This window comes from Klebsiella sp. D-Nf1 (assembly GCF_002810515.1).
Taxonomy (GTDB): Bacteria; Pseudomonadota; Gammaproteobacteria; order Enterobacterales; family Enterobacteriaceae; genus Klebsiella; species Klebsiella variicola.
The window spans coordinates 1,277,215-1,303,082 of record NZ_PIOK01000001.1; the positions used below are offsets into that span (position 1 = coordinate 1,277,215).

The following is a 25,868-nucleotide window of genomic DNA, read 5'->3' on the forward strand; positions in this document are numbered from 1 at the left end:
CGGGACAGCGAGACCTGCCCGGCGGCCGACATCCGACGGGGCACGCTCACCTGGGATAACATCAGGGGAGCCAACATATTGTGATCCTCTTTGGGACTTAGTGCTGGCGACTATAGTCAGACGAGATGACGTATTGATTACATTTTCATTGCGGCTTAACGTGTTACCTGCCAACCGACCCATTATTCAAGGAACGCCTATGAGCCGCTTTCGCCACGTTGAACTGCAGTATGCCAGCCGCCTGCTCAACCACGGCCCGACCATTTTGATCACCAGCTACGATGCGCCGTCCGACCGGCGCAACGTCATGGCCGCCGCCTGGTCAATGCCGGTGGAATTCGCCCCGCCGCGGGTGGCTATTGTGGTGGATAAAAGCACCTGGACGCGGGAGATCATCGAGCGCAACGGCACCTTCGGCATTGTGGTTCCCGGCGTCGCCGCCGCCAGCTGGACCTACGCCGTCGGCAGCGTCAGCGGCCGCGATGAGGACAAATTCAATGCCTGGGGGATCCCGGTGGTGACCGGTCCGGAGCTGGGGCTGCCGCTGATCGAGGAGAAGTGTCTGGCATGGATGGAGTGCCGACTGCTGCCGGCGACGGCGGCCCAGACCCAGTACGACACCCTGTTTGGGGAGGTGGTGTCTGCCGCCGCCGATGAGCGCGCGTTCGTCACCGGACGCTGGCAGTTCGACGACGATAAGCTCAATACCCTGCATCATCTTGGCACCGGCAATTTTGTCGCCAGCGGTCGTCATGTGCGGGCAAACTCCCTCGACGAATAAGCGTGACTTGCCGCAGGCGGCAGGTTTTCCCCTGCCCGGCCTGCGGCCCCCCCCCCCCTTTTCAACCCGGAGGGCGGCGGCGATCGGCGCTGGGGGTCAGGCCAAACACTTTTTTATACAGGGTGGTAAAGTGGTTGCTGTTGGCGAAGCCGCACAGATAAGCCACTTCGGTAATGGACATCTCCGTTTCACGTAATTTGACCCGCGCGGAGACCAGTCGCAGACGTTTCAGATAATTATCCGGCGTTAAGCCGGTAGCCTCTTTAATATGACGAAACGCCGTGCGGGTGGTGAGATGAAATTGCTCCGCCAGCTGCTGCCAGTTATGTTCTTCGAAACAGTGCTCCTGCAGCCAGGTGAGTAATTTATGGAGTTTATAGCGGGTGCTGCTATATTCGGCTTCCGACTCGGCTGTGAGAATGGTGGTCACCAGATGGAAAAAGAGAGACTCCCGTAGCGGGGTATTATCCGCCGCCCTCAGCGCCGGGGAAAATATCTTTTCCACCAGTTCCCGACAATAGCTGCGGGTCTCCGGCGCCAGCCAGCCATAGCAGGCGGCGCGCTGCGCCGATAATTGCTGCAGCAATTCCTCCACCTGCTGTAAATAGCGAAAGGCCACCGCCGGATTAATTAAGACATTAATCAGCTTCAGTGTCCCCAGCTCATCATAATAGTGGACATCGCCCGGCTGGACGTAAAATACATCGCCCTGCTGGATATACAGCGGGCGGCCATTAATAACGTGTAATCCATGCCCCTCCTCGACGATCACCAGCTCGGCAAACTCGTGGCCATGCTCCTGGCTATTATCTTCCGGGTCGCTGGCGTACATGCCGAGCTTATCCTGGGGATGGGTGAAATAATACTCAACGGTCAGTGTCATCATTACAGCAAATCCTGAACAGCCTGGTGCGCAGGGGCACGATAATCTATTCCGGCCTTCGTCACTCGCCCGATGTGCGGATTTGTGATCGCCAGCGCCCCCACCTCATTATTCCTGCCATTTTCACTGACGGTTTGGCATTGCCAGAGTGGTGGCGCCGCCAGACGACGGCCTATGCTGCGCCTAACCTAATAGAGAGGACGCAGTATGTCACAGGCAATTCAATACAATTCCAGTGTGGCGATGACCCGCCATCCGCATTTATTACAGCGTGCGGCCGCTCTGACGCCCGCGCTGCATCGTCAACGCCAGGCGCCACAGGCCATCGTCAGGGCTGAACCCGATCCCGAGGCGCTGACCGGCTGGCGGGGGCATGTCGTCTGCACCCCGGAGCAGTTTTATCAGCAACCGCTCAGCGTCGGCGACAGCATCATTATTGACTTTGGCAGCCATTTTGTTGGCTACCTGCAGTTCAGCTGCCGCAGCGTCGGCAGCCCGCCGGATGCCCCGGCGCATCTGCACTTCACCTTCGGCGAAACGCTGAGCGAAGTCTGCGAGCCGTTCAGCGAGTACCAGGGGTGGCTGAGCAGCAGCTGGTTGCAGCAACAGGATCTGTGGCTCGACGTCCTGCCCGCTCGGGTTGACCTGCCGCGTCGCTACTGCCTGCGCTACCTGAAGGTGGAGGTCAAAGCGCTGTCGCGCAAGTTTCGTCTGCAGTTCGATGAGATAGCCCTGGAAACCGTTACCTCTGCCGGCAGTCCGCAGCCGGCGGTCATCGCCGATCCGCAGCTGAAAGCCATTGATGACGTCGCGGTTCGCACCCTGCAAAACTGCATGCAGGAGGTGTTTGAGGATGGGCCGAAACGCGACCGTCGGCTGTGGCTCGGCGACCTGCGCCTGCAGGCGCTGGTCAATGACGTGACCTTCGGCCACCACGATCTGGTCCGCCGCTGCCTGTACCTGTTTGCCGGCCATACCCGGGAAGATGGCATGGTCTCCGCCAATGTCTTTGTCCAGCCTGACGTGCGCGCCGATGACACCTTTCTCTTTGATTACTCATTATTTTTTGTCGACGTACTCTATCACTACCTGCAAAGCACTGGCGACATGGAAACCGCCCGTGAACTGTGGCCCACGGCGCGACGGCAAATCGAGCTGGCGCTGACCCGTTGCGATACCCGCGGCCTGGTGCGCGACAGCGATGACTGGTGGGTGTTTATCGACTGGCAGGCGGATCTGAATAAACAGGCGGCGGCGCAGGGGGTGCTTATCTACTGCCTGCAGCGCGCCATCTGGCTGGCGCAGCGTATTGAGCCACAGCGGGTGCCCGACGACACCGCCACACTGGCGCAGCTGAAAGAGGCCGCTCAGCAGCACCTGTGGGACAGCGAGCGGCAGGTGTTTATCAGCGGCGCCGCGCGCCAGGTCTCATGGGCATCGCAGATCTGGCTGGTGCTGGCGGAGGTTGGCACCGCCGGGCAGCGGCAAGCGCTGATGCGCCGCCTGCAGCAACAGCCGCCCACCATTGCCATGAATACCCCGTACCTGCGCCATCATCACATTGTCGCCCTGCTGCAGTGCGGCCTGCGCGAGGAGGCGGTAGCGGAGATCAAGGCCTACTGGGGGGCGATGGTTGACTACGGCGCCGACACCTTCTGGGAAATTTTCGACCCACAGCATCCTGACTTTTCCCCGTATGGCAGTAAGCTCATCAACAGTTACTGCCATGCGTGGAGCTGTACCCCGGCCTGGTTTATTCGCCAGTACGGACTTTAACAACAACGATAAGCGAGTGATTTATGGCAGAAACAACGTTTACCCTGTGGCGGCAGCGCCTTGGCTATGGCATTGCCGATCTCTCCTGCAACCTTGTGTGGCAGATGCTCTCTCTGTATCTGATGTTCTTTTACACCGACGTGATGGGCCTCCCGGCCTATTACGTCGGGCTGATGTTCCTGGTCACCCGGCTGGTGGATGGCGTGGCCGACGTGCTGATGGGGCTGGTGATCGACAATACCGCCACCCGCTGGGGGCGCTGCCGTCCGTGGCTGCTGATGGGCGCCCTGCCTTTTGGTCTGCTGTGTATTCTGGCCTTCTATGTGCCGGATTTCGGCACCACCGGCAAACTGCTGTACGCCTTTATCACCTATCTGTGTCTGTCGTTCCTCTACACCCTGGTGAACATTCCGTTCTGCGCCATGCTGCCGTTTTTAACCAGTGATTCCGCAGAGCGCACCACGCTGTCGGCGGTACGTATTCTGCTGGGATCTCTCGGGGCCACCATCGTCGCCGTGGCCACCCTGCCGCTGGTCGGCATGCTGGGCAAAGGCGACCAGCAGCAAGGGTTCCTCTATACCGCAGTGATTTTTGGCGTACTGGCGGCCTTTTTCCTGCTGGTGAGCTTTCGCAACGTCGAAGAAAAGATCACCCTCACCGGGGAGCCCATGACCTTGAAACGCGCCTGGATTAGCCTGCGCGCCAATCGTCCGTGGTGGATCTTCGCCAGCAATATCTTTCTGATGTGGGGGGCATTTTTCTTTCAGACCGGAGCGCTGGTGTACTTCTTCCACTATTACGTCGGGAATACCGAGCTGACGGCGGTTATCGCCGGGATCTCCACCTTCGTTCCCCTGCTCGGCACCCTCACCGTCCCGCTGCTGGCCCGGCGCATGAAAAAACGTCATGTCTATCTGGTCGCCAGCGCGATCAATCTGCTCGGGATGGGGATGATGATGCTCTCTGGCACCTACGCGCTGGGGCTGATCGTCGGGGCGGTGATCCTCTCCCTTGGCGCCGGTCAGCGCACGGCTATCTATTTCTCGATGCAGGCCGACCCGGTGGATTACGGCGTGTGGAAAACCGGCATTAATACCGCTGGGATCCTGACCTCGATAAACGGCTTTCTCGGCAAGGTGGCGATGGCCGGCGCCGGGGCGATCACCGGGGCACTGCTCTCCTCCGGCGGCTATATCGCCAACCAGGCGCAAAGCGACAGCGCCCTGTTGGCCATCAAGGCCTGCTATCTGTACATTCCGGCGCTGTTGATCCTCGCCTCGATGCTGTGGATGGGCCGCTTCTACCGCCTCGACGATCACTATGAGCAGATCCGTGCCGACCTCGATGCCGGACGCGGCGCCTCGCCAGCCCCGACCCCGACCACCGGAGAATCCCCCGCCATGTAAGGCGCCCCGCTGATTTAACCTCTGGATAAATTAAGGACTTTTATGCGTATCTCTGTGATTAGCGCAGCGGTTTGCTGCGCCCTTTTTCCACTCACCAGCGCCGCCGGGTTGAGCGTCGAACAACGGCTGGCGCAACTTGAAGCGCGCCTCAATCTCGCCGAACAGCAGGCCAGCGAAGCCAGCCGCCGCGCGCAGCGGGCAGAACAGCAAACTGCCGCCGCCGAACAGCGCGCGGCGGCGGCGGAGCAGCAGGTGCAGGCGCTCAGCCAACAGACCACGGCTCGCGAACAAAAACAGCAGGCTACCAATCAGCAACTGAGCGAGCAGCTGGCGAAGCGCGCCCCGGACGATGGCTTTACCTTTAACGCCTACGCCCGTTCCGGAATGTTAGTCAACAGCCACGGCAAAGGCGCCCGCGGCGGGCCAGGCATCTCCCCGGCCAGTTCGCTCAACGGCGATGCCCACGTCGGTCGTCTCGGCAACGAAAAAGATAATTACGCTGAGCTGAGCTTTGGCAAAAAGCTTACCTTCAACGATGGCTCATGGGCGCGCTTTAAGACCATGCTCGCCGACGGGGCCACCAACCCGGATCCGTGGGTTCAGGACAACGACAGCCACCATCTGAACATTCGTCAGCTGTACGTCGAAATGGGCGACTTCGCCGAGTTCACCGGACCGTTAAAACGCGCCTCGATTTGGGCTGGCAAACGCTTTGATCGGGATAACTTCGATATCCACTTTACCGATAGCGACATCATGTTCCTCGGTGGCACCGGCGGCGGGATCAATGATGTCGACTGGGGAAGCGGCCTGCGCGGCGATTATTCGGTATATGCGCGTAACTTCGGCGACCTTGGCAGCGATAATTACGCGGATAATGACATTCAGAATCTGCTGTTCACCGCCAACCATTTTTACGGCAACTGGCAGCTGATGACCACGGTGATGACCGCCCAGGGTAACGATGACCTGAAAGATAATACCTCGACCACCGGAAGCTATGCCCTGCGCAGCGATAACACCGCCAAAAACGGCTACTACGCGATGCTGGCCCTGCACGACAAACAGCAGTTCTACGGCCTGGCGCCAGGGGTGTCGGAAAGCGCCCTGCAGTACGGCGTCGGGCTGGGCGCCGAAGCGCGTCAGCCGGGGAGCGATGGCGACCTGACCGAGAACGCGGCCTCCCTGCGCTTTGCGTCGTACGGGATCCTGCCGCTGGGGAAAAACTGGCAGCTGGCGCCGTCGGTGATAGCCCAGCACAGCGAAGACCGCTATCGCGACGGCGACCGCTACGACTGGGCGACGTTTAACCTGCGGGTATCGCAAGGGATCTCCGCTCACTTCGCCCTGCTGTATGAGGCCTCGTGGCAGTATATGGATCTCAATCCGAACGGGCGCAGCTATCGCTATAATGACAACGTTTATCAGTATCAGGCGGTCCGCGGTGATTTCTACAAGCTGACCTTCGCCCCCACCTTTAAAGTGGGCGATGTGTTTGATATCAAAGCGCGGCCGGAGATACGTTTCTTTGTCACGTGGATGAACTGGGATAAAGACCTGGATCGTTATGCGATCAACGATGATTTCGGCAGTAAAGGCTTTACCGCCGGCGGGACATGGAACTTCGGCGTGCAGACTGAGATTTGGTTCTGACCGATCGTCACTGGCGGACATCATGCCCGCCAGTGGCAACTACATGCTATAACCCGGCTTCTTAATTAACTGCGCCATCTGCGGGGCGATCTCACTGTCCCACACCGCCTGCCACGCGTCCGGCTCAACCTGAGTGAGCGCGACGCTGACGGCGCTCTCTTTGCTGTTCAGATGGCGGATCAGCACCTCAGTGATGTCGGCGGCCAGCGCGGTTTTTTGTTCGTCAGTCAGTTCACGGGGAAAGCATTTAATATCAACATGCGGCATAGCAAAGACTCCTTGTGGTCAGAACCATAACGCTACCACAGAATGGCCGTTCTGGTTGGCATCTCGTGCGTTAAATCAGCTTGTTACGGCGTAGCGCCGCAGCCAGCTCCGGTCGCTGACAGACCGCCCGGGCGATGGCGGCGAATTTTGGCGCGTGGTCGTCAAACCACGCCTGTCGCGGCCCCCAGCTGTACATCGCCGCGATATAGCAATCCAGCAACGTTACCGACGCGCCCAGCGCCCACGGCCCGGCGGCCAGCTGTTGCTCAAACCAGAGATAGAGATTTTTCCGGTACTGGCGACAATTCTCCACCAGTTGCTCCGCGGCGGCGGGCGCCCAGCGTTCCGGGTAATCGGCATAAGTAAAGGTAGGATAGACGTTGGCCACCAGCCAGACCAGCAGACGCTGGAACTGCTGACGCTGCGGTGTCCCTGGCGCGGGGGCCAGATCGGGACGCTGGTCGAGGATCATCAGCGCGATGGCGGCGGTTTCGGTCATGATGCTCCCGTCGGCCAGCTGCAGGGTAGGCACCTGGCACAGCGGGTTAATCTGCCGCAGACGCTCGCGCGCCGGACCGGGCTGGTCAAAGCCCTCCACGTCAACCACCTCGTAGGGAATATCGGCCAGGGAGAGCATCAGCTCGCTAATCGTCGAGCCCCACCCCGGCACGCCATAAACGGTTATCATGGTCTGCCTCCAGGGTAAAGCCTAAGTGTAGGCAGAAATTCGCCGCTCACCCACCCGGCACACCACGCCCTGAAAAGGCAGGCCTACGCCGATTCTCGTGCCACCAGCTGAAAGCCGATATCGATAATCACCCCGCTTTCTTCTCCCCCTTCGATGCGGTCAGCCAGCAGCGTAGCGGCCCGTTCACCGATAGCATGACGGTCGACGCTGACGGTAGTGATAGCCGGACGATTGCTGGCGGCGAAATCCAGATCGCCAAAACCGATCACCGCCAGATCCTGCGGTACGCGTAGCCCCCGGCTTTCGGCTTCCATAATCGCCCCCTGGGCGAGGGTGTCTGAGCTGCAGATGATCACATCAAACTCGCCGGCGGCGAGCAGCTCCGCCAGACCGCGCCGCCCCAGCGCCAGCGACGCCGGGAGCGGCGCTTCAACCTGAGGCGCATCGTCCAGCCCTTTTTTAGCCAGTCGGGCACAGAGCCCCTGCTTACGCAACATCGCGCGCGCATCGCCCGCCCACAGCAGGCCTGGTCGCTGGTAGCCTTTCTCCAGCACGTACTCGCCAATGGTTTCGCCCACTTTTTCATGGGAAAAACCGACCAGCATATCCAGCGGCGTCGGGGTGAGATCCCAGATTTCCACCACCGGCGTGGCGGCGTTAAGAATCGTTTTCTTTAACAGCGGTGCATGCTGGATGCCGGTTAACACCACGCCATCCGGGCGCCGCGAAAGCAAGGTGGAGACCAGCTCGGCTTCGGTCTGCCGGTCATAGCCCGCCACGCACAGCAGCATATGGTAGCCGCGCGCCGCCAGGGTATCGCTCAGCGCCTGGATGGTATCGACAAACATATTGTTATTGATTTGCGGTACCACGACCGCCACCAGTTTGCTGCGCCTGGAGGCGAGGCCGCCGGCCAGCGCATTGGGGATATAGCCCGTCGCCTGCACCGCCTGCATCACTTTCTCTACCGTTTTTGGCCTGACCAGCTGGGGCGTATTCAACGCCCGACTGACCGTCATCGGCGACAACCCGGCGCTGCGAGCCACATCCTCCAGCGTCGGCGCCCGCGTCGGTTTTTTGCTTTTCACGGCTAAGCCCCTGTGTTAAGTCGTTTCCTGTGGGCATTATTGATGATGCCCCACGTAATTGCCAGCGACCGCCGCGTCTCCCCTAACAGAATCAACGACCTGCAATAGAAAATGTTATCGCTATCATTATAACTTGTCACTTTTCACAAACTGTTTTGGATCGTGACCTGCACAGCAAATTTTTCGCCTTTATAACGGCCAATTGTGATCGTTTGTACAAATTAAAACCACTACCATAGCGTCAAAAGCATTTCACCATTACAAATGATAGCGCAATCATTTTATTATCGAAAAGGACACCACTATGACCTCAAGCGCCAATTCCGAGTCCGTAACCTACGCCAAAACCACCGGCGTCAAAACCGCCGCTGAAACCGGTGACCGCATTGACCACGTCAGGCTGTCGCTGGCTTTTCTGCCGCTGGCCACTCCCGTCAGCGATGCCAAAGTGCTGACCGGTCGCCAAAAACCGCTGACCGAAGTGGCGATTATCATCGCGGAAATTCATTCCCGGGATGGATTCACCGGCGTTGGCTTTAGCTACTCAAAACGTGCGGGCGGCCAGGGCATTTACGCTCACGCCAAAGAGATAGCCGATAATCTGCTTGGCGAAGATCCAAACGACATCGACAAGATCTACACCAAACTGTTGTGGGCCGGGGCTTCCGTCGGCCGTAGCGGCATGGCGGTACAAGCTATCTCCCCTATCGATATTGCCCTGTGGGATATGAAAGCCAAACGCGCCGGTCTACCGCTGGCCAAACTGCTGGGTTCACATCGTGATTCCGTGCAGTGCTACAACACTTCCGGCGGCTTCCTGCATACCCCCCTGGATCAGGTGTTGAAAAACGTGGCTATCTCCCGTGAAAACGGCATCGGCGGGATTAAACTAAAAGTCGGTCAGCCTAATACTGCCGAGGATATCCGTCGTCTGACGGCGGTGCGCGAAGTGCTGGGTGATGACTTCCCGCTGATGGTCGATGCCAACCAGCAGTGGGATCGCGAAACCGCCATCCGCATGGGGCGCAAAATGGAGCCGTTCAATCTGATCTGGATTGAGGAGCCGCTGGATGCCTATGACGTCGAAGGCCACGCGCAGCTGGCCGCCGCGCTGGATACGCCGATTGCCACCGGCGAGATGCTGACCAGCTTCCGCGAACATGAGCAGTTGATCCTCGGCAACGCCAGCGACTTCGTGCAACCGGATGCCCCGCGCGTCGGTGGGATCTCCCCGTTCCTGAAAATAATGGATCTGGCCGCGAAGCACGGTCGCAAACTGGCCCCGCACTTTGCGATGGAGGTGCACCTGCATCTCGCCGCCGCCTACCCGCTGGAACCGTGGCTGGAGCACTTCGAGTGGCTGAACCCGCTGTTTAACGAGCAGTTAGAACTGCGCGATGGCCGGATGTGGGTTTCCGAACGCCATGGTCTGGGCTTCACCCTCAGCGAGCAGGCCCGCCGCTGGACCCAGCAAAGCTGCGAGTTTGGAACACGCCCGTAATGACTTTTCCCGGATGACGGCGTCCACGCCTTATCCGGGCTACCGGTCCGCAGACCACTGAGAACCCGTAGCCCCGGTAAGCGCAGCGCCACCGGAAATAATCGCTGACCCGCTGTACTCGCAATACACGAAATCATTCAGGCAAGCATTAAGGCAGTATGAAAGATGACGTGTCTTCACAACCCTGCAAAGGAGTTGAATAACATGCAACAGCAAATAAAACGCAGCAACGTGCGTTACGGTATATTAGTTTTTTTATTTCTCGCGACCGTATTTAATTATGCTGACCGGGCCACCCTGTCCGTTGTCGCGCCGATGATGAGTAAAGAGTTAGGTTTTGATCCTGAAGCAATGGGCCTGGCCTTTTCGGTGTTTGGTATTTCCTACGTCATTATGCAAATCCCCGGTGGCTGGCTGCTGGATAAATATGGTTCGCGGTTGGTCTACGGCTGCGCGCTGATTGGCTGGTCGGTCGTCACTATGTTTCAGGGCACTATTTATTTGTTTGCCAGTCCGCTGGTGGTGCTGGTGATCCTGCGTCTGATGATGGGCGCCATTGAAGCGCCCGCTTTTCCGGCCAACAGTCGCCTGAGCGTCCAGTGGTTCCCCAATAAAGAGCGTGGATTTGTCACCTCGGTCTATCAGGCCGCGCAGTATATTTCGCTGGGCATTATTACGCCGCTGATGACCATCATTCTGCATAATTTAAGCTGGCACTATGTCTTTTATTATATTGGTGCTATCGGGGTGGTGCTGGGAATATTCTGGCTGGTAAAAGTTAAGGATCCTTCACATCACCCTAAAATTAACCCGCAGGAGCTCAATTATATTCGTGAAGGCGGCGGCGTACCGGAATTAGGTAGCCAAAAAACGCCGCAAAAATTAACTCTCGCGCAGATTAAAAGCGTCTGCGTCAATCGCATGATGATCGGGGTTTATATCGGCCAGTTCTGCGTCACATCGATTACCTGGTTCTTCCTCACCTGGTTTCCGACTTACCTCTACCAGGCTAAAGGCATGTCAATCCTCAAGGTCGGCTTTGTCGCCAGTATCCCGGCCATTGCCGGATTTATCGGCGGCCTGCTGGGCGGCGTGTTTTCGGACTGGCTGCTGAAACGCGGTTACAGTCTGACCACCGCTCGTAAGCTCCCGGTGATCTGCGGTATGCTGCTCTCCTGCGTCATTGTCGTCGCCAACTACACCTCTTCGGAAGTGGTGGTGATCGCCGCCATGAGTCTGGCGTTCTTTGCCAAAGGTTTCGGGAACCTCGGCTGGTGCGTGCTGAGCGACACCTCGCCGAAAGAGATGCTCGGTATTGCCGGTGGCGTGTTCAATATGTGCGGCAACCTGGCGAGCATCATTACACCGCTGGTCATCGGGGTGATCCTCGCCAACACCCACTCGTTTGATTACGCCATCCTCTACGTCGGTTCCATGGGCGTGCTGGGCCTGTTCTCCTATCTGTTTATCGTTGGGCCGCTGGATCGCTTGACGCTCACTCCGCGCACCGTTTGATTGAAGACCCTGGCGAGCATTCGCCTCCGCTGTTTCGCGTCGTACTCCGGCGAAACAGCGGTTTTTTAGTAGGTAATCCCCGGCGGGTTGACCACCGACTGCGCCACCGCCTCGCCCTGCTCCCCCCAGCGCGCCAGCACCTGCTGATATTCACCGCGGGCAATCGCCCCGTCGAGGGCTGCCTGCAGGGCAAAGACCAGGCCGTTGCCTTTTTTGGTGGTCGTCGCCACCCACGCTTTTTTCGGCCCCAGGCCCACCACCCGGGTCTGGCCGTTAAGGGCGGCCTTATAGGCTGCCACCGACTGCGGGCCGAAAAAGATATCCGCTCGCCCGGACTGGATATAGAGATTGCCGGAGGCATCATCGGTCAGGTAGACCGGCTGGGCCAGCGGCCGCCCGGCTGCCCGGTTGTCGTCGTTCCAGCCCAGCAGGATCCGTTCCTGATTGGTGCCGGACCCGACGATCACTTTGCGCCCGGCGAGGTCAGCTGGTCCGTTTACCGCGGCGATGTCGCTGGTGGATTTCACCGAGAAGGCCAGGGAGTCCACCCGGTAAGTCGCAAAATCGAACTTCTCTTTGCGCTTCTCGGTCACCGCGATATTGATCAGCGCCACGTCGTAGCGGCCGGAGGCGATGCCCAGCGGCCAGTCCTCCCACGCGGTGGGCACCAGCCTGAGTTTCAGGCCAAGACTTCCGGCCAGCAGGCGGGCAACATCCGGGTCGCTGCCGATCCGCGTGCGGTTGTCGCTGGCCAGCAGCGCCAGCGGCGGCGAATTGAGCGCCGAGATCGCCACCGTTAGCGTCCCCGGCTCCACGAAGCGATAGCCTGGCGGAATTTTCGCTATCGCCTGCGGGTCGCGGGTGACCGGCAATGGCTGCTCATTGGCGCGCAGATCCAGCGCCGCATGAGCGTCCATGGCGAGGGCGCTGAGCACAAGGGTCACTATCGCTCTGTTCATGACGGCAGCACCCTGGATAAAAACTGTCGCGTACGCGGATGCTGCGGATGGTTGAGCACCTCGTCGCTGCTGCCCTGCTCGACGATCCTGCCGTCGACCATAAACACCACCTGGTCGGCCACCTCGCGGGCAAAGCCTACCTCGTGGGTCACCACCACCAGGGTGGTACCGGAGCGCGCCAGCTTCTTGATCACATCCAGTACCTCGCCCACCAGCTCCGGATCCAGCGCCGAGGTGGGCTCATCAAACAGGATCACCCGCGGGTCCAGTGCCAGCGCCCGGGCAATCGCGATACGCTGCTGCTGGCCACCGGAGAGATGCCGCGACCAGGCGTCGGCTTTATTGCGCAGTCCGACGACGTCCAGCAGTTCATAGGCGCGGGCAATGGCCTCTTTGCGCGTGACCTGCTTGTGGGCGATCGGCGCCTCTATCAGATTCTCCAGCACCGTCAGATGCGGAAACAGGTTAAAATTCTGGAAAACGTAGCCGACGTTGATCCGCTGGCGGAGGATCTCCTTCTCTTTCATCTCATACAGCTTGTCGCCTTTGCGGCGATAGCCGATATAGTCGCCGTCAATCTGAATAAATCCCTCATCGACGCGTTCGAGGTGATTGATGGTGCGCAGCAGCGTGGACTTGCCCGAGCCGGAAGGGCCGAGGATCACCGTCACCGTGCCCGGGGGGATCTCCAGCGACACATCGTCCAGCGCCTTGTGGCGGCCATAGTATTTGCTGACCCCAGTGATAGAGATATGGCCATTATGAGAGCTGGGCATGAACGGCCTCCTGCGGCTGTGGTTGACGTGCTGGTTGATTCAGACGGCTGCTGCGGGCGCTGTTTACCGCCGAGCGGCGCTCGCTGCGCGCCAGGGCGCGTTCCACCAGATACTGAATGGCGGAGAGGACGCTGGTAATCGCCAGATACCAGGCGGCGCCAACCATCAACAGCGGGATCACCTCCTGGGTACGGTTGTAGATCATCTGGATGGTGTAGAACAGTTCCGGCATCGCCAGGACGTACACCATCGCCGTTCCCTTGGCCAGACTGATGATCTCATTGAAGCCGGAGGGCAGGATGGTGCGCAGCGCCTGCGGCAAAATAATGCGCAGCGTACGTCGCCAGGCGGGAAGCCCCAGCGCGGCGGCGGCTTCATACTGCCCATGGTCGACCCCCAAAAAGCCGCCGCGAATGATCTCCGCGGTATAGGCGCTCTGCACCAGCGTCAGGCCCACCACCGCCGTGGAGAATTGCCCCAGCACGTTAATGGTCTGATAGCTGGCCCAGGTGACGCCGGTAAAGGGGATCCCCAGCGACAGGGTGTCGTAGAGATAAGAAAAGTTGTACAGAATAATCAGCACCACAATCAGCGGCAGCGAGCGAAACAGCCAGATATAGCCCCAGGCGAGGCTGCTGAGCAGCCACGATGAGGATAAGCGGGCCAGCGCCAGCAGGCCGCCGAAGATCACGCTCAGCACCGTGCCGAGCAGGGTCAGGAGCAGGGTTTGTCCCAACCCCTCGAGGATCACCGGGTCGAAGAACCAGCGGGCGAAGACGCCCCACTCCCAGCGCGGGTTAAAGGCCACCGACTGGATCACCACCGCCAGCACCAGCAGGGCGACCAGCGCCCCGACCACCCGCAGCGGATAGCGCGCCGGCACCACTTTTATTGTTTCAGATGAATGCATCATGCCTCCTCAGGCGCTGTGGCTGAAGGCGCTCACCGCCAGCGCTTTAGTGAACCGCAGTCGGCCATCATAGGGCGGCTGGCTGTACTCTTCCGGGTCTCGCGTGAGGTCAAACTGCGCCTCATACCCCTGGCTGAGATAGAGCTTTACCGCCTCCGGTTGACGGAAGCCGGTAGTCAGGTAGATATGGCTGTACCCGGCCAGCACCGCCCGCCGCTCCAGCTCCTGGACCACCTTCGCCGCCAGCCCCTGCTGGCGCAGACGGCGGTGCGTCCAGATACGTTTGATCTCCGCGGTGTGGCGATCTTTCGGTTTATACGCGCCGGTGGCGATAATTTCGCCCTCACGCTCAAGGACGATAAACAGCCCCTGCGGCGGCAAATACCACTCAGTCAACTCCACTTCCGCATCGCGGGAAAAATAGTCGCCGTAGCGGGCGGCATATTCGGCAAACAGCCCGCTAATAATCGGCTGCAGCTCCGGTGCGTCCGGAGAAATATCGCGGAATGCTTCGCTCATCGCGCCTCCTGTCAGTCGCCCAGTCCGGGTGGGTTGATTTCTGATTGCGGAATACTCTCCACCCCTTCGCCCCAGCGGTTAAGCACTTTGGCGTAATCGCCGCTGGCGATAGCGCCGTTCAGCGCCGCCTGGACGGCATTCACCAGCCCGCTGTCTTTTTTCAGCGTCACCGCGATATGCGCCGCTTTCGGCCAGCCGCCGTCGACGCTGCCCACCAGTTTGGTTTTGCCGGTCAGCGCCGCCTTCCACGCGCCTATCACGTTGGGGCCGAAGTAGGCATCGGCGCGCCCGGTCTGCAGGGCCAGCGTCTGAGCGGCGTCATCCTTGGTGTAGACCGGGGTAAACGGCTTCAGCCCCTTCTTGACGTTCTCTGCATTCCACGCCAGCAGGATCGCCTCCTGGTTAGTACCGGAGCCGACGATAATCTTCAGCCCGGCGATGTCTTCCGCCTTGTCAATTTTGCTCAGCGGACTGGTGCTTTTGACGTAGAAGCCCAGCGAATCTTTGCGGTAGGTGGCGAAATCGAACTTCTCTTTGCGCTCTTTGGTAACGGTAATATTGCTGATCGCGGCATCATATTTGCCGGAGGTGACCCCCAGCGGCCAGTCTTCCCATGAAGTAGGAACCACGTTCACTTCCAGTCCGAGGCTCTCCGCCACCAGTCGGGCGATATCCGTCTCGCTGCCGAGCAGGGTTTTGTTGTCATCGGCGAAGACCGTCAGCGGTGGTGAGTTCAGGGCTGCCACCGCGACGGTGAATTTCCCCGGCACCGCCAGATGCAGATCTTTCGGCAACAGCGCAATGGCCTGTGGATTTTTCGCGGTGTGAATCGGCGTTTTGTTGGCCTCCAGGCTCACCCCGGTGCCATTGATCTTGACGTCCTGTGCCCACGACGAGGCGCTAAATGCCAACGCGACGGCCAGCAAGAGTGTTGTTTTCTGCATAGCGTGATTCTCTTTTATTATTTTTGGAATTGATTAGCAGGTAGCGCCAGACCCAGACTTTCCCGCAGGGTGGTGCCCGGATAGTCGCGACGGAACAGGCCGCGCGCCTGTAACAGCGGAACCACCTCATCCACAAAGCGCGGGAAGGTTTCCGGCGTGCCGCCCTGAATAATGAAGCCGTCCGCCGCGTGCTGTTCGAACCACAATTGCAGGCCATCGGCGACATCGCTGGCGGTGCCGGTAAAGCGCGGACGCGGGCTCGCTGCCTCCAGGGCCACCTGGCGCAGGGTTAATCCCCGCTCGCGCGCATGACGTTTAATCTCGTCGGTGGTACTGCGGAAGCTGTTTTGTCCGAGGTCGCCAATATCCGGGAACGGCTCATCAAGCGGATACTGCGAAAAATCATGATGTTCGAAATACCGCCCCAGATAATTCAGCGCATCCTCGATGGAGACCAGCGCCGCGGTAGTCTGGTACTGACGTTCCGCATCCTCAGCGTCATCCCCGACGATGACGCTGACGCCCTGGAAGATATGCAGTTGGTCCGGGGTGCGCTGATATGCGCTGAGTTGGCTTTTGACATCCTGATAAAATGCCTGCGCCTCGGCCAGCGATTCCTGATGGGTAAAAATGGCATCGGCGTGGCGTGCGGCTAATTTCTTGCCGTCGTCCGACGCGCCGGCCTGGAAAATAATCGGCCGTCCCTGTGGCGTGCGGGCAATGTTCAGCGGGCCGGCAACTTTAAAGAAATCGCCGTGGTGATCGAGCGTATGCAGTTTATTTTTGTCAAAGAACTGGCCGCTCTCTTTATTGCGCACGAAGGCGTCCTCTTCCCACGAATCCCATAAGCCTTTCACCACCTGCAGATATTCATCGGCAATGCAATAGCGCAGCGCATGATCCGGATGCTGGGCCCGGGAGAAGTTTTTCGCCGACCCTTCCAGCGGCGAAGTGACGACATTCCACCCCGCCCGTCCCTGGCTTAAATGGTCGAGGCTGGCGAACTGGCGGGCGGTAGTAAACGGCTCGCTATACGAAGTGGATAAGGTCCCCACCAGTCCCAGACGCCGGGTGACCGCGGCCAGCGCGGAAAGTACCGTTAAAGGTTCGAAGCGATTTAAAAAATGGGGAATCGATTTTTCATTGATATATAACCCGTCGGCGACAAAAATAAAATCCAGCTTCCCCTCTTCCGCTTTTAACGCCGTCTGCGTGACAAAGTTAAAATTAATACTGGCGTCCGCCTGCGCCGCCGGATGACGCCAGGCGGACATATTTCCCGATGCGCCATGTAATATCGTTCCCAGACGCAATTGTCGATTTTCAGACATAGTTACCCCTTCCCCTGTCATCCATTAAATATGTTGTAATGCCTGCTCCGCCAGCTGGGCGAAATAGTGCGCTGCGGGCGCAATAAGCCGTTCGTCCGGATTAAATGCCGGATGGTGCAGACCATATTCGCTGGCGCTGCCGATGCTGACGAACGCCCCGGGAATATGCTGAAGATAGACCGCAAAATCTTCGCCACCGAGATGCAGATCGGCGTGATGGGTACGGTACCCGGCCTGGGCCGCCACATCGCTGGCGAAGTCGGCCCAGCGGGCGTCATTGACCAGGGCCGTCGGGCCGGCATACCAGAAGACATCAATCTGTGCGCCAAAGGCGCTAGCGAAACCGGCCGCGATCTCGCTGACCCGGGCCTTGACCCGCTGCTGCACTTCACTGCTGTGAGTACGCAGCGTCCCTTCCAGCTCAACGCTCTCCGGCAGCACGTTCCAGGTATTGCCTCCCTGGATCCGCGTCACGCTGAGCACCACCGAGTCGAGGGTGTTCACTTCCCGGCTGGCCACGCTCTGCAGCACCGTCACCAGCTGGCTGGCCAGCAGGATCGCATCCTTTCCTTCATGTGGGCGGGCGGCATGCGCCCCCTTCCCGGTCACTTTGAAGACGAAGCGATCGACGTTGGCGTAGAACGCGCCGCCGCGGGTGGCAAATTCGCCCACCGGCAGGCCGGGCTCATTGTGCATGCCAAAGATCGCCGACACGTCCTCCAGCGCCCCGGCACGGATCAGGGTTTTCGCCCCGCCAAAATTTTCCTCCGCCGGCTGAAACAGGATCCGCACCCGCCCCGGGAGTTCCGCTTCCCGCTCCTTCAGCAGCAGCGCCGCCCCCAGCATCACGCTGGTGTGAATATCATGGCCGCAGGCATGCATCACCCCGGGGTTCTGCGAGCGATAGGACAGACTGGTCGCCTCCTCGATGGGCAACGCGTCGATGTCCGCCCGCAGGGCAACCACCTTGTCGCCGCTGCCGACTTCGGTGACCAGCCCGGTTTTCAGATCGTAGGGCAGCAGAGTCAGCCCGCCGCTCTGCAGCCAGTCGCGGATCCGCGCGGTGGTGGCCACCTCCTGCAGGGAGAGCTCCGGGTTCTGGTGCAGCTCGCGCCGCCAGCTAATCAGTTGTTGTTCAAAGGACATTCAGCACCTCCTTGCCGTAGTGAGCCTGCGCCAGCAGGCGCAGGGAGTGCAGGCGCGCTGGCCCGTCGCTAATAGGGGTATCAATGATTAATTCATCCAGCTGATCTTCCGCCTGCAGCGCGTCAAGCCGGGCTTTAACCTGTTCGGGGGTGCCCGAAATCAGCGAAGATTCACGGCGGGCAATGCGCGTCGGCCGGCTGCCGGCCTGGCGGGCAAAGGCGACGGCCTGAGCCTCACTGCCGACGGTCACCCGCTGGCCGTTCTCCAGCTCGACGCCCCACACCTCGACCTGCTGCGCCAGCGCGGCGGCGGTGGCCGGATCGTCAGCCACCACCACCTGCACGGCGACAATCGCCTCACGCGGGCTGAGCTCGCGCCAGCGGTTGATCACCGTGCGGCGCAGGGCGCTGTCACCATTGAGATGAGCGGCAAACACAAAGTTCCAGTCAAGACGAGCCGCCAGTTCCGCACTCTCCAGGCTGGCGCCGAGCAGGAAACCCTCGGCCCGACGCGGCGGGATCGGCGTGGCGCGCAGGCTCTCCTCTCCACCGGGCTCAGTCAGCGACAGCCAGTTATCCAGTTGCGCCAGCTGATCGGCAAAGGTTCCTTTCTCCTCCTGATGCAGGCCCTGCTGCAGGGCGCGGGTGGAGAGCGGCAGCCCGCCAGGCGCTTTGCCGACGCCGAGATCGATGCGACCCGGCGCGAGGGCGGCCAGCAGGTTAAAGTTTTCCGCGACCTTATAGGGGCTATAGTGCTGGAGCATGACGCCGCCGGACCCGAGGCGAATGCGCCGGGTGTGGCCCAGCAGCCAGGCGATAACCAGCTCCGGCGAGGGGCTCGCCAGCTGATCGGTATTGTGGTGTTCGGCGACCCAGAAGCGGTGATAGCCCCAGGCTTCGGCGTGTTGCGCCAGCGTTAATGTACGCGCCAGCGCCTGCGCGGCGGTTTCCCCGGCGGCAAGCGGACTTTTATCCAGGATACTGATTCGATAAGACATTTCGCAGGCTCATATGAAAGTACGTGCCTGCATTATTAAAATCTCTGCTAACTATTGAGAAACAATTAATTCACATGTGTACTGCTGAAAATTAGATATGCCCGCCTGACCGCTGCGCTTCCAGCTCGCGGAGCAGCGCCTCAGCCTGCCGCGGATTGCGCACCCGGACGAAGCGAATATGACGATATTGCGGATCCTGCATATCGGCCAGATAGCGTCGGCGATTCTGCCGCCAGGTTTTCAGCGTCCAGAGGATAATGGATTCCCGGCTGCAGAACGAACGGCGAAAGCTCTCGCGGTTGCCCGTGCCCGGCCACAGCTCCTGATGCCGCCACGCGCGGCTCGCCGCCCGCCACACCGCCTGGCGCAGCGTGCGCCAGAGGCTATAGTCGACCCAGATCACCAGATCCACCTCGCGCCATTTGACGCTGCGGCTGCGATTGTAATTGCCATCCAACACCCAGCCCGGCGAGGCCGTAGCGGCGGCAATAGCGGCGAAAAACGCCTCATCCGGTGTGCCCTGCCAGTTCGGCCGCCAGTACAGGCGATCGAGCTCGATCCAGGGTAGTCCCAGCCTGTGCGCCAGGCGCCGGGCCAGAGTGGATTTGCCTGAGCCGCTGGTGCCGACCACGTTGATGTTCATCTCTGTTTCTCCCTGGTAGCCAAACGAATACTTATTTCAATGTTAAATGGCGTATATAGTAGTGATGTTTATCAATGATAAAAGGTGTTTTCAGGATGAACCCCTATGAAGCCCGCTACAGACAACTGTTAGCCAACGGAGCCAGCGCCTGGGCGGGTGATGGTTTTGCCAGGGCAAAGATACAACAAGAAAAAACATTTCATTGGCTGGATGCCCATGGCTATTTACCCGCTCCCGGCGCGCCGGTACTTGAACTGGGATGTGGCAATGGTGCCATGGCTGCCGAGTATCTGGCGGAAAGAGGCTATGCCGTATCGGGTGTTGATGTGTCCGAAACGGCGATCCGCTGGGCAGAAGACCGTTTTCAGCAAGCGGGTCTGGACGCCACATTTTTCGTCGGCAACGTCTGTCATCTTTCTCAATGTGAGGATGCCCAGTTTGCCTTAATCATTGATGGCAGCTGTTTACATTGTCTGCTGGAAGATGAGCGTCGCCGTTTTTTCGCCGAGGCGAGAAGATTGCTGAAACCCGCAGGCCGGCTGGTGATCGGCTCGATGTGCGGGCTTCCTCGTTATGCTGAAGACCTCGCCACTTACGATCCTGTCAAGCATCATCTCCTGAAAGAGGGGCAGCCCTGGCGTACGCTTAAACCCCTCCCGGCTTTACTGAATGAGATACAGCAGGCGCAGTTTAGCGTCCTTGCCACCGATGTTAAGCACAATGCCTGGTGGGATCATGCCACCATCGTTTGTTCGGCAAACGGGCCGTCGGCTGATCCTCAGAAGAGTTAATTTCAGGCTGACCGCGCCACCTGTTATGCAGCGCCAGTGAAGATGGCGCTGCCGCCAACAAAGCAGTCTTTATCCAGCGTCAGGCTGGCGATTTTATGCACCGGGCCACGCATACGGACCTGAAAATCCGCGTCGAAGGTGATGTGCAGCTGACCACCAGGCATGTTGACATCCACCCGATCGTCCACCTTCCCTAACCGGCGCATCGCGCTGGCAGCCGCGCAACTGCTGCTCCCGGAGGCCATCGTGAACCCGGCGCCCCGCTCCCAGATACCAATCTTTAGCGTATGGCGATCGATAACTTCCACGAACTGGACATTGGTGCGTTTGGGGAACAAGGAATGGTTTTCGATTTGCGGCCCTAAACGATGAACCTGCGCCAGGTCGAGCTTATCGACGAGGACAACGCAGTGGGGATTGCCCATGGAGACCAGCACGACGGACAGGGTTTCATCCGCCAGCGGCAAAGGATAATTCACCGCCTCAGGCAAATTCACTAAGGCGGGCAGCGCCGCCGGATTGAAATTCGCCCGCCCCATGTCGACGCTAATCTGATGAACATCGCCATGCACAGTGCAATAAACGTCACCGCCCGCCGTGTGTACCAGAAAGGGCTCATGGCCAACACGACCGATATCAAAAAGATAACGCGCATAGATCCGTAGCCCGTTACCGCTTTTCTCCGCCTCAGAGCCGTCCGGATTGATAATACGCAGTGTGGGATTGATCTGATCGCCGCTGTCGATCAGCAGACCATCCGATCCCACGCCATAGTGGCGATGGCACAGCATTTGAATATGCTCGTTGCTCAACTGTTCGGCAACGTCGCGATGGCATACCAGGTAATCATTACCCAGCCCGTGATATTTATGAAAGTGTAAGGGTGTCATTGTGTGGGTTCGCCTGGCGCTGCAGTTTTTTGGACATCTTACATTACATTCACCGTCTTGATGAATTAAACCCTGCGTTGTTAACCGTGGTGGTCATTCTGCTCCACTGCGTCCGGCTATCAGACTGGCGCCTCCCCTCCGTCGGGCTTACAATCTGCGTACCTGTGAGCGGTATTCATCAATCCGGAAAGATTATGCTAAAAGAGAACGTAAACGATCTGCTCTCCTTTATGGTGGTGGCGCGTGAGCGCAGCTTTACCCGCGCAGCGGCCCAGCTCGGCGTGTCACAGTCGGCGCTCAGCCATGCCATGCGCCATCTCGAAGCGCGTCTCGATGTGCGGCTGCTGACCCGCACCACCCGCAGCGTGGTACCGACCGAGGCGGGTGAGCGACTGATACAGCGCCTCGGTCCGCATCTGGAGGAGATGGAGCGGGCGCTGACCGCGCTGCGCGATACGCGCGAACGCCCGGCGGGCAACCTGCGCATCACCGCCGGGGAGCATGCCACCAGTACTGTACTCTGGCCGGCGCTAAAGCCATTTATGCTGCAATATCCGGATATTAACATCGAAATCACTGTTGATAATGGCCTCACGGATATCGTGGATGGCCGGTTTGACGCCGGGGTGCGACTCGGCGAACAGGTGGCGAAAGAGATGATTGCCGTGCGCATTGCCCCGGATATGCGGATGGCGGTAGTGGGTTCGCCAGCCTATCTGCAGCAGGCCGGTACGCCGCAGACGCCCTGGGATCTTGCGCAGCATCGCTGCATCAATCTGCGCCTGCCGACACGAGGTGGACTTTACGCCTGGGAGTTTGCACGCGACGGCCGGGATATCCAGGTCCGGGTGGAGGGGCAAGTGATCCTCAACAGCCTGCCGCAGCGCATCGATGCGGCGGAGGCGGGCCTCGGTCTGGCCTACGTTCCGGATGACTGCGTGGCGGAGGCCTTAGCCAGTGGCCGGCTGGTGCAAGTGCTGGCGGACTGGACCCCCACCTTCCCCGGCTACCATCTCTACTACCCCAGTCGACGCCAGCATACCAGCGCTTTCACTCTGTTGCTGGAAACTCTGCGACGCTGATCTCATTGATAAATCTGTCAAATGCTATCGGTAAATGTTTTAGGTGCGTAACTATTACGTTACGTGTAGGATTCAGCGCCATGTCTGAGCTTATCTCCTACGTCAGAATGATGAGAAAGCCAGCATAATGTGCCAGCCGTCATCCACTCCGGCTGCAAACATGGGCATTGACAGGAAACTGATACATCAATGAATACGAAACACGACACTGCAGCGGAGCACCATGCTGCAAAACGCCACTGGCTCAACTCGCATGAAGCGGGTTATCACAAAGCGATGGGCAACCGTCAGGTACAGATGATCGCCATCGGCGGCGCTATCGGTACCGGTTTGTTCCTCGGCGCCGGGGCACGTTTACAAATGGCAGGGCCAGCGCTCGCACTGGTCTATCTGGTCTGCGGCATCTTCTCCTTCTTTATTCTTCGCGCCCTCGGCGAACTGGTTCTCCACCGACCCTCGAGCGGCAGCTTCGTCTCCTATGCCAGGGAATTCCTCGGTGAAAAGGCCGCTTACGTGGCCGGCTGGATGTACTTCGTTAACTGGGCCATGACCGGGATCGTCGATATCACCGCCGTGGCGCTGTATATGCACTACTGGGGCGCGTTTGGCGATGTGCCACAGTGGGTCTTCGCCCTTGGCGCGCTGGCGATCGTCGGTACCATGAACATGATCGGCGTAAAATGGTTCGCCGAGATGGAATTCTGGTTCGCGCTGGTCAAAGTGCTGGCTATCGTTGCGTTCCTTGTGGTCGGCACCATTTTTCTCGGATCCGGTAAGCCGCTGGACGGTAATACCACCGGCTTACACCTGATCACTGATAACGGCGGATTCTTCCCTCACGGCCTTCTGCCGGCGCTGGTGCTGGTGCAGGGCGTGGTCTTTGCCTTCGCCTCCATTGAACTGGTGGGCACCGCGGCCGGCGAGTGTAAAGATCCGGAGTCGATGGTACCGAAGGCCATTAACAGCGTGATCTGGCGTATCGGCCTGTTCTACGTCGGTTCAGTGGTGCTGCTGGTGCTGCTCCTGCCGTGGACCGCCTACCAGGCAGGACAGAGCCCGTTCGTCACCTTCTTCTCAAAACTGGGCGTGCCTTATATCGGCAGCGTGATGAACATCGTGGTATTAACCGCCGCCCTCTCCAGCCTCAACTCCGGCCTCTACAGCACCGGACGTATCCTGCGTTCCATGTCGATGGGGGGCTCCGCGCCGAAGTTTATGTCGAAGATGAGCCGTCACCACGTCCCTTACGCCGGGATCCTGGCGACGCTGGCGGTGTATGTGGTGGGGGTGTTCCTCAACTATCTGGTGCCGTCGCAGGTGTTTGAGATCGTGCTGAACGTCGCGTCGCTGGGGATCATTGCTTCGTGGGGCTTTATCGTGGTGTGTCAGATGCGTCTGCGCAAAGCGATCAAGGAAGGAAAAGCGGCGAAGGTGAGCTTCAGAATGCCGGGGGCGCCATTCACCTCCTGGCTGACGCTGCTGTTCCTGTTCAGCGTGCTGGTGCTGATGGCCTTCGATTATCCGAACGGCACTTACACCATTGGCTCAATTCCACTGCTGGCGGTGCTGCTGGTAGCTGGCTGGTTTGGCGTGCGTAAACGCGTGCATGCGATCCACAGTACGGCGCCGACGCTCAGGAAGTAACAGGCAGGACTCCCGGTTTGTCCGTCGCGGGTAAACCGGGAGGTCAGGATTTAGTTATCCTCAACCAGCTGCGACACGTCGCTGCTGTTAATTTCCCGCTTATTACCCGACTCATCGATATAGCTTGTCATCCCCGTTTCTTTATCCAGCTGCGGCTTGCCGTGGGTGACGATCGTCTGACCGCTTTTGGTGGTCATAACGTAGTTGGACGAACAGCCTGCCAGCAGCGCCAGCATCGCACCGGCGCAAATCACCATAAATGGCTTTTTCATTTTATCTCCACTGATTACCACTGCCCGCGCGAGGCGGGAAAGGGTTAAGTGTATAACCATCTGGTTTATCAGGCCAATACGCGTTTGTAACAGAGGGTGAGGTGCCGGACGGCATACGGGGCGCGACTTTGACCGATCGTCGTCGCGCCCGGGCATCTTACAGCGCGATGCGGATCACATCATCCGGCGCAGTGGCCTCTTTCTCACGGCTGGAAGCCTGCTTCACGCTGACGTACAGCGTTTTGCCGTCATCAGAGAGTGCCAGGCTGTTGGGGTGAGTCGGCGTTTTAAAGGTCTTCACGATCTTGTAGCGCTTGCCGTCGATGACGCTGACTTCCCCGGCCTTACGGTGCGTCACATAGGCTTCATTACGCGTCGGGTTAAACAGCACCGCCAGCGATTCCGGCGCGGCGATTTTCTCCAGCACCTTACCGTCGCGGGTATCAACCACCAGCACTTCCGGCTGCTTGCTGTCGGTGATAAAGGCGCGGTGACCGGCGGTATCAAGGCTCAGGTTTAAGTAGAAGTGCGCTTTGCCATCGTCCTGCAATTTTTTGCGCGACACAATGGTGTTGCTCTCGCTGTCGATGGTCAGCAGTTCGCCATCGGCATTGGTGGTATAGAGACGTTTCGCCTGCGGATCGAGCGCCAGGCCCGTCGCCATCGCCCCGGTGCCGGTAATAGTGGTTTTCAGCTTCAGGGTCGCGCCATCCACCACCCAAATCACGCTCTCTTTGCCCAGACCGGTAATGTAGACCGTGTTGGTCTGCTCATTGACCGCCAGCTCGCGCGGCTGCAGCGGGCGCACGGTTTCACTGCGCTGACGCTCGTCCAGCACCAGACGCCCTTTCACCGCGCCGGTTTTGGCGTCAATGGCGGTGACGGTGCTGTCGACGGTATTGCCAAACCACAGCGTGCCGGTGGCATGGTTGATAGCAGCGCCGAACGGCTTCAGATCGTTGTGAATAATCTGCGTCACGTCCAGGGTGGTGGGGTCAAGACGATAAACAATACCGCCCTTGTCCAGTGAGCGACTCTGCGACGTGGCGACCCATAACGCGTTCTCCTGCTGGCTGTAGGCCATTTCGTAGGCCCCTTTTCCGACGGCCTTACGCAGCATCTCATCCGCAGCGTGGGCGCTAAAGCTACCTGCCAGCAGCAGAGAGGTGAATAACAGTGAATGGCGCAGACGCGGCGCGGCAAAATGACGTAGTGACATGACGACTCCCTTTGATAAACCAGTATGTGCTGACCCGACATCGCTTCCGGCGGTAAAGTCCTCGCTTTACCTTTATTTTTGAATGCGAATAGTAATCATTATTTATCTCAAAGTGGAGCGCTAATTGTTGTAGTTCGGTAAATTCATCAGCAAGAAGCACGATCCGTTAACCAACGGCGGTTAATAA

General features: G+C 59.2%; 23 protein-coding genes and 1 pseudogene. 9 read left to right on the forward strand and 15 right to left on the reverse strand.

All coding sequences use genetic code 11. The features are described from left to right. Nucleotides 1-199 precede the first annotated feature (199 nt). Nucleotides 200-781, forward strand: a complete 582-nt coding sequence (locus CWM54_RS06245; protein ID WP_004151228.1) for a flavin reductase family protein — start codon at nt 200-202, stop codon at nt 779-781. A 61-nt stretch (nt 782-842) separates the two neighbouring features. Here CWM54_RS06245 and CWM54_RS06250 read toward each other — a convergent pair whose 3' ends face one another. After that, nucleotides 843-1,667: a helix-turn-helix domain-containing protein gene (locus tag CWM54_RS06250; protein WP_100696452.1), complete on the reverse strand. Its 825-nt coding sequence runs from the start codon at nt 1,665-1,667 to the stop codon at nt 843-845. 204 nt (nt 1,668-1,871) lie between these two features. On the opposite strand from CWM54_RS06250, the gene CWM54_RS06255 reads away from it, so the two are divergent. The 3 genes from CWM54_RS06255 to CWM54_RS06265 are packed head-to-tail and all read left to right on the forward strand — an operon-like array spanning nt 1,872 to nt 6,499. Beyond that, on the forward strand, nt 1,872-3,440 hold the full coding sequence (locus CWM54_RS06255; RefSeq protein ID WP_100696454.1) for a family 78 glycoside hydrolase catalytic domain: 1,569 nt from the start codon (nt 1,872-1,874) through the stop codon (nt 3,438-3,440). Nucleotides 3,441-3,463: 23 nt separating this feature from the next. Beyond that, a complete protein-coding gene (locus CWM54_RS06260; protein WP_100696456.1) occupies nt 3,464-4,846 on the forward strand; it encodes an MFS transporter in 1,383 nt (460 codons plus the stop codon). 42 nt (nt 4,847-4,888) lie between these two features. Continuing rightward, nucleotides 4,889-6,499 carry a carbohydrate porin gene (locus CWM54_RS06265; protein ID WP_012968090.1) on the forward strand — a complete coding sequence of 537 codons (1,611 nt, stop codon included), beginning with the start codon at nt 4,889-4,891 and terminating at the stop codon, nt 6,497-6,499. A gap of 39 nt (nt 6,500-6,538) precedes the next feature. On the opposite strand, the gene pptA is transcribed toward CWM54_RS06265, so the two are convergent. From pptA to CWM54_RS06280, 3 genes are all read right to left on the reverse strand, one after another. Then, the gene (pptA, locus tag CWM54_RS06270; protein WP_002906690.1) at nt 6,539-6,766 is read right to left on the reverse strand and encodes a tautomerase PptA; all 228 of its coding nucleotides are present in this window, start codon (nt 6,764-6,766) and stop codon (nt 6,539-6,541) included. A gap of 70 nt (nt 6,767-6,836) precedes the next feature. Further along, nucleotides 6,837-7,454, reverse strand: a complete 618-nt coding sequence (locus CWM54_RS06275) for a glutathione S-transferase family protein (protein WP_100630559.1) — start codon at nt 7,452-7,454, stop codon at nt 6,837-6,839. Between the two features lie 83 nt (nt 7,455-7,537). Next, on the reverse strand, nt 7,538-8,542 hold the full coding sequence (locus CWM54_RS06280; RefSeq protein WP_100696458.1) for a LacI family DNA-binding transcriptional regulator: 1,005 nt from the start codon (nt 8,540-8,542) through the stop codon (nt 7,538-7,540). A 304-nt stretch (nt 8,543-8,846) separates the two neighbouring features. On the opposite strand from CWM54_RS06280, the gene CWM54_RS06285 reads away from it, so the two are divergent. Beyond that, the gene (locus tag CWM54_RS06285; RefSeq protein ID WP_061154444.1) at nt 8,847-10,043 is read left to right on the forward strand and encodes an L-talarate/galactarate dehydratase; all 1,197 of its coding nucleotides are present in this window, start codon (nt 8,847-8,849) and stop codon (nt 10,041-10,043) included. A gap of 204 nt (nt 10,044-10,247) precedes the next feature. Then, nucleotides 10,248-11,558, forward strand: a complete 1,311-nt coding sequence (locus CWM54_RS06290; protein ID WP_023340237.1) for an MFS transporter — start codon at nt 10,248-10,250, stop codon at nt 11,556-11,558. Nucleotides 11,559-11,623: 65 nt separating this feature from the next. Here the strand turns inward: CWM54_RS06290 and CWM54_RS06295 are convergent, their stop codons facing one another. The 8 genes and pseudogenes from CWM54_RS06295 to CWM54_RS06335 form a co-directional block, all read right to left on the reverse strand. Next, a complete protein-coding gene (locus tag CWM54_RS06295; RefSeq protein ID WP_165785912.1) occupies nt 11,624-12,475 on the reverse strand; it encodes a transporter substrate-binding domain-containing protein in 852 nt (283 codons plus the stop codon). 38 nt (nt 12,476-12,513) lie between these two features. Then, the gene (locus tag CWM54_RS06300; protein WP_008804710.1) at nt 12,514-13,293 is read right to left on the reverse strand and encodes an amino acid ABC transporter ATP-binding protein; all 780 of its coding nucleotides are present in this window, start codon (nt 13,291-13,293) and stop codon (nt 12,514-12,516) included. Next, nucleotides 13,277-14,203 carry an amino acid ABC transporter permease gene (locus CWM54_RS06305; RefSeq protein ID WP_008804709.1) on the reverse strand — a complete coding sequence of 309 codons (927 nt, stop codon included), beginning with the start codon at nt 14,201-14,203 and terminating at the stop codon, nt 13,277-13,279. The genes CWM54_RS06300 and CWM54_RS06305 overlap by 17 nt, the downstream gene beginning before the upstream one ends. Nucleotides 14,204-14,212: 9 nt before the next feature. Further along, nucleotides 14,213-14,722, reverse strand: a complete 510-nt coding sequence (locus CWM54_RS06310; protein ID WP_008804708.1) for a GNAT family N-acetyltransferase — start codon at nt 14,720-14,722, stop codon at nt 14,213-14,215. Between the two features lie 11 nt (nt 14,723-14,733). Then, a pseudogene (locus CWM54_RS29210) lies at nt 14,734-16,997 on the reverse strand (NtaA/DmoA family FMN-dependent monooxygenase). A gap of 24 nt (nt 16,998-17,021) precedes the next feature. After that, nucleotides 17,022-18,143: a M20 peptidase aminoacylase family protein gene (locus tag CWM54_RS06325; protein WP_061154439.1), complete on the reverse strand. Its 1,122-nt coding sequence runs from the start codon at nt 18,141-18,143 to the stop codon at nt 17,022-17,024. Beyond that, complete coding sequence (locus CWM54_RS06330) at nt 18,133-19,140, reverse strand: LLM class flavin-dependent oxidoreductase (RefSeq protein ID WP_100680356.1); 1,008 nt, start codon at nt 19,138-19,140, stop codon at nt 18,133-18,135. Before CWM54_RS06330 ends, CWM54_RS06325 begins: the two co-directional genes overlap by 11 nt. A gap of 91 nt (nt 19,141-19,231) precedes the next feature. Continuing rightward, on the reverse strand, nt 19,232-19,783 hold the full coding sequence (locus CWM54_RS06335; protein ID WP_100696464.1) for a shikimate kinase: 552 nt from the start codon (nt 19,781-19,783) through the stop codon (nt 19,232-19,234). Between the two features lie 95 nt (nt 19,784-19,878). On the opposite strand from CWM54_RS06335, the gene CWM54_RS06340 reads away from it, so the two are divergent. After that, nucleotides 19,879-20,574 (forward strand): class I SAM-dependent methyltransferase, encoded by a 696-nt coding sequence (locus CWM54_RS06340; RefSeq protein ID WP_100696466.1) that lies wholly within the window; start codon nt 19,879-19,881, stop codon nt 20,572-20,574. 23 nt (nt 20,575-20,597) lie between these two features. On the opposite strand, the gene dapF is transcribed toward CWM54_RS06340, so the two are convergent. Continuing rightward, nucleotides 20,598-21,464 carry a diaminopimelate epimerase gene (dapF, locus tag CWM54_RS06345; RefSeq protein ID WP_008804701.1) on the reverse strand — a complete coding sequence of 289 codons (867 nt, stop codon included), beginning with the start codon at nt 21,462-21,464 and terminating at the stop codon, nt 20,598-20,600. A 194-nt stretch (nt 21,465-21,658) separates the two neighbouring features. Between dapF and CWM54_RS06350 the strand changes: the two genes are divergently transcribed. Further along, complete coding sequence (locus CWM54_RS06350; protein WP_008804700.1) at nt 21,659-22,546, forward strand: LysR family transcriptional regulator; 888 nt, start codon at nt 21,659-21,661, stop codon at nt 22,544-22,546. A 189-nt stretch (nt 22,547-22,735) separates the two neighbouring features. Next, nucleotides 22,736-24,190: an L-asparagine permease gene (ansP, locus tag CWM54_RS06355; protein ID WP_100696468.1), complete on the forward strand. Its 1,455-nt coding sequence runs from the start codon at nt 22,736-22,738 to the stop codon at nt 24,188-24,190. A gap of 50 nt (nt 24,191-24,240) precedes the next feature. Here ansP and CWM54_RS06360 read toward each other — a convergent pair whose 3' ends face one another. Both CWM54_RS06360 and CWM54_RS06365 read right to left on the reverse strand, forming a co-directional pair. After that, nucleotides 24,241-24,462, reverse strand: a complete 222-nt coding sequence (locus tag CWM54_RS06360) for a YgdI/YgdR family lipoprotein (protein WP_002906779.1) — start codon at nt 24,460-24,462, stop codon at nt 24,241-24,243. A gap of 157 nt (nt 24,463-24,619) precedes the next feature. After that, on the reverse strand, nt 24,620-25,681 hold the full coding sequence (locus CWM54_RS06365; RefSeq protein WP_100696470.1) for a YncE family protein: 1,062 nt from the start codon (nt 25,679-25,681) through the stop codon (nt 24,620-24,622). Nucleotides 25,682-25,868 lie beyond the last annotated feature (187 nt).

Bases quoted from the DNA above. Each gene is read 5' to 3' on its own strand.
- CWM54_RS06245 (WP_004151228.1), top strand. From the start codon at position 200: ATGAGCCGCTTTCGCCACGTTGAACTGCAGTATGCCAGCCGCCTGCTC.
- CWM54_RS06250 (WP_100696452.1), bottom strand. From the start codon at position 1,667: ATGATGACACTGACCGTTGAGTATTATTTCACCCATCCCCAGGATAAG.
- CWM54_RS06255 (WP_100696454.1), top strand. From the start codon at position 1,872: ATGTCACAGGCAATTCAATACAATTCCAGTGTGGCGATGACCCGCCAT.
- CWM54_RS06260 (WP_100696456.1), top strand. From the start codon at position 3,464: ATGGCAGAAACAACGTTTACCCTGTGGCGGCAGCGCCTTGGCTATGGC.
- CWM54_RS06265 (WP_012968090.1), top strand. From the start codon at position 4,889: ATGCGTATCTCTGTGATTAGCGCAGCGGTTTGCTGCGCCCTTTTTCCA.
- pptA (WP_002906690.1), bottom strand. From the start codon at position 6,766: ATGCCGCATGTTGATATTAAATGCTTTCCCCGTGAACTGACTGACGAA.
- CWM54_RS06275 (WP_100630559.1), bottom strand. From the start codon at position 7,454: ATGATAACCGTTTATGGCGTGCCGGGGTGGGGCTCGACGATTAGCGAG.
- CWM54_RS06285 (WP_061154444.1), top strand. From the start codon at position 8,847: ATGACCTCAAGCGCCAATTCCGAGTCCGTAACCTACGCCAAAACCACC.
- CWM54_RS06290 (WP_023340237.1), top strand. From the start codon at position 10,248: ATGCAACAGCAAATAAAACGCAGCAACGTGCGTTACGGTATATTAGTT.
- CWM54_RS06295 (WP_165785912.1), bottom strand. From the start codon at position 12,475: ATGGACGCTCATGCGGCGCTGGATCTGCGCGCCAATGAGCAGCCATTG.
- CWM54_RS06300 (WP_008804710.1), bottom strand. From the start codon at position 13,293: ATGCCCAGCTCTCATAATGGCCATATCTCTATCACTGGGGTCAGCAAA.
- CWM54_RS06305 (WP_008804709.1), bottom strand. From the start codon at position 14,203: ATGCATTCATCTGAAACAATAAAAGTGGTGCCGGCGCGCTATCCGCTG.
- CWM54_RS06310 (WP_008804708.1), bottom strand. From the start codon at position 14,722: ATGAGCGAAGCATTCCGCGATATTTCTCCGGACGCACCGGAGCTGCAG.
- CWM54_RS06325 (WP_061154439.1), bottom strand. From the start codon at position 18,143: ATGTCCTTTGAACAACAACTGATTAGCTGGCGGCGCGAGCTGCACCAG.
- CWM54_RS06330 (WP_100680356.1), bottom strand. From the start codon at position 19,140: ATGTCTTATCGAATCAGTATCCTGGATAAAAGTCCGCTTGCCGCCGGG.
- CWM54_RS06335 (WP_100696464.1), bottom strand. From the start codon at position 19,783: ATGAACATCAACGTGGTCGGCACCAGCGGCTCAGGCAAATCCACTCTG.
- CWM54_RS06340 (WP_100696466.1), top strand. From the start codon at position 19,879: ATGAACCCCTATGAAGCCCGCTACAGACAACTGTTAGCCAACGGAGCC.
- dapF (WP_008804701.1), bottom strand. From the start codon at position 21,464: ATGACACCCTTACACTTTCATAAATATCACGGGCTGGGTAATGATTAC.
- CWM54_RS06350 (WP_008804700.1), top strand. From the start codon at position 21,659: ATGCTAAAAGAGAACGTAAACGATCTGCTCTCCTTTATGGTGGTGGCG.
- ansP (WP_100696468.1), top strand. From the start codon at position 22,736: ATGAATACGAAACACGACACTGCAGCGGAGCACCATGCTGCAAAACGC.
- CWM54_RS06360 (WP_002906779.1), bottom strand. From the start codon at position 24,462: ATGAAAAAGCCATTTATGGTGATTTGCGCCGGTGCGATGCTGGCGCTG.
- CWM54_RS06365 (WP_100696470.1), bottom strand. From the start codon at position 25,681: ATGTCACTACGTCATTTTGCCGCGCCGCGTCTGCGCCATTCACTGTTA.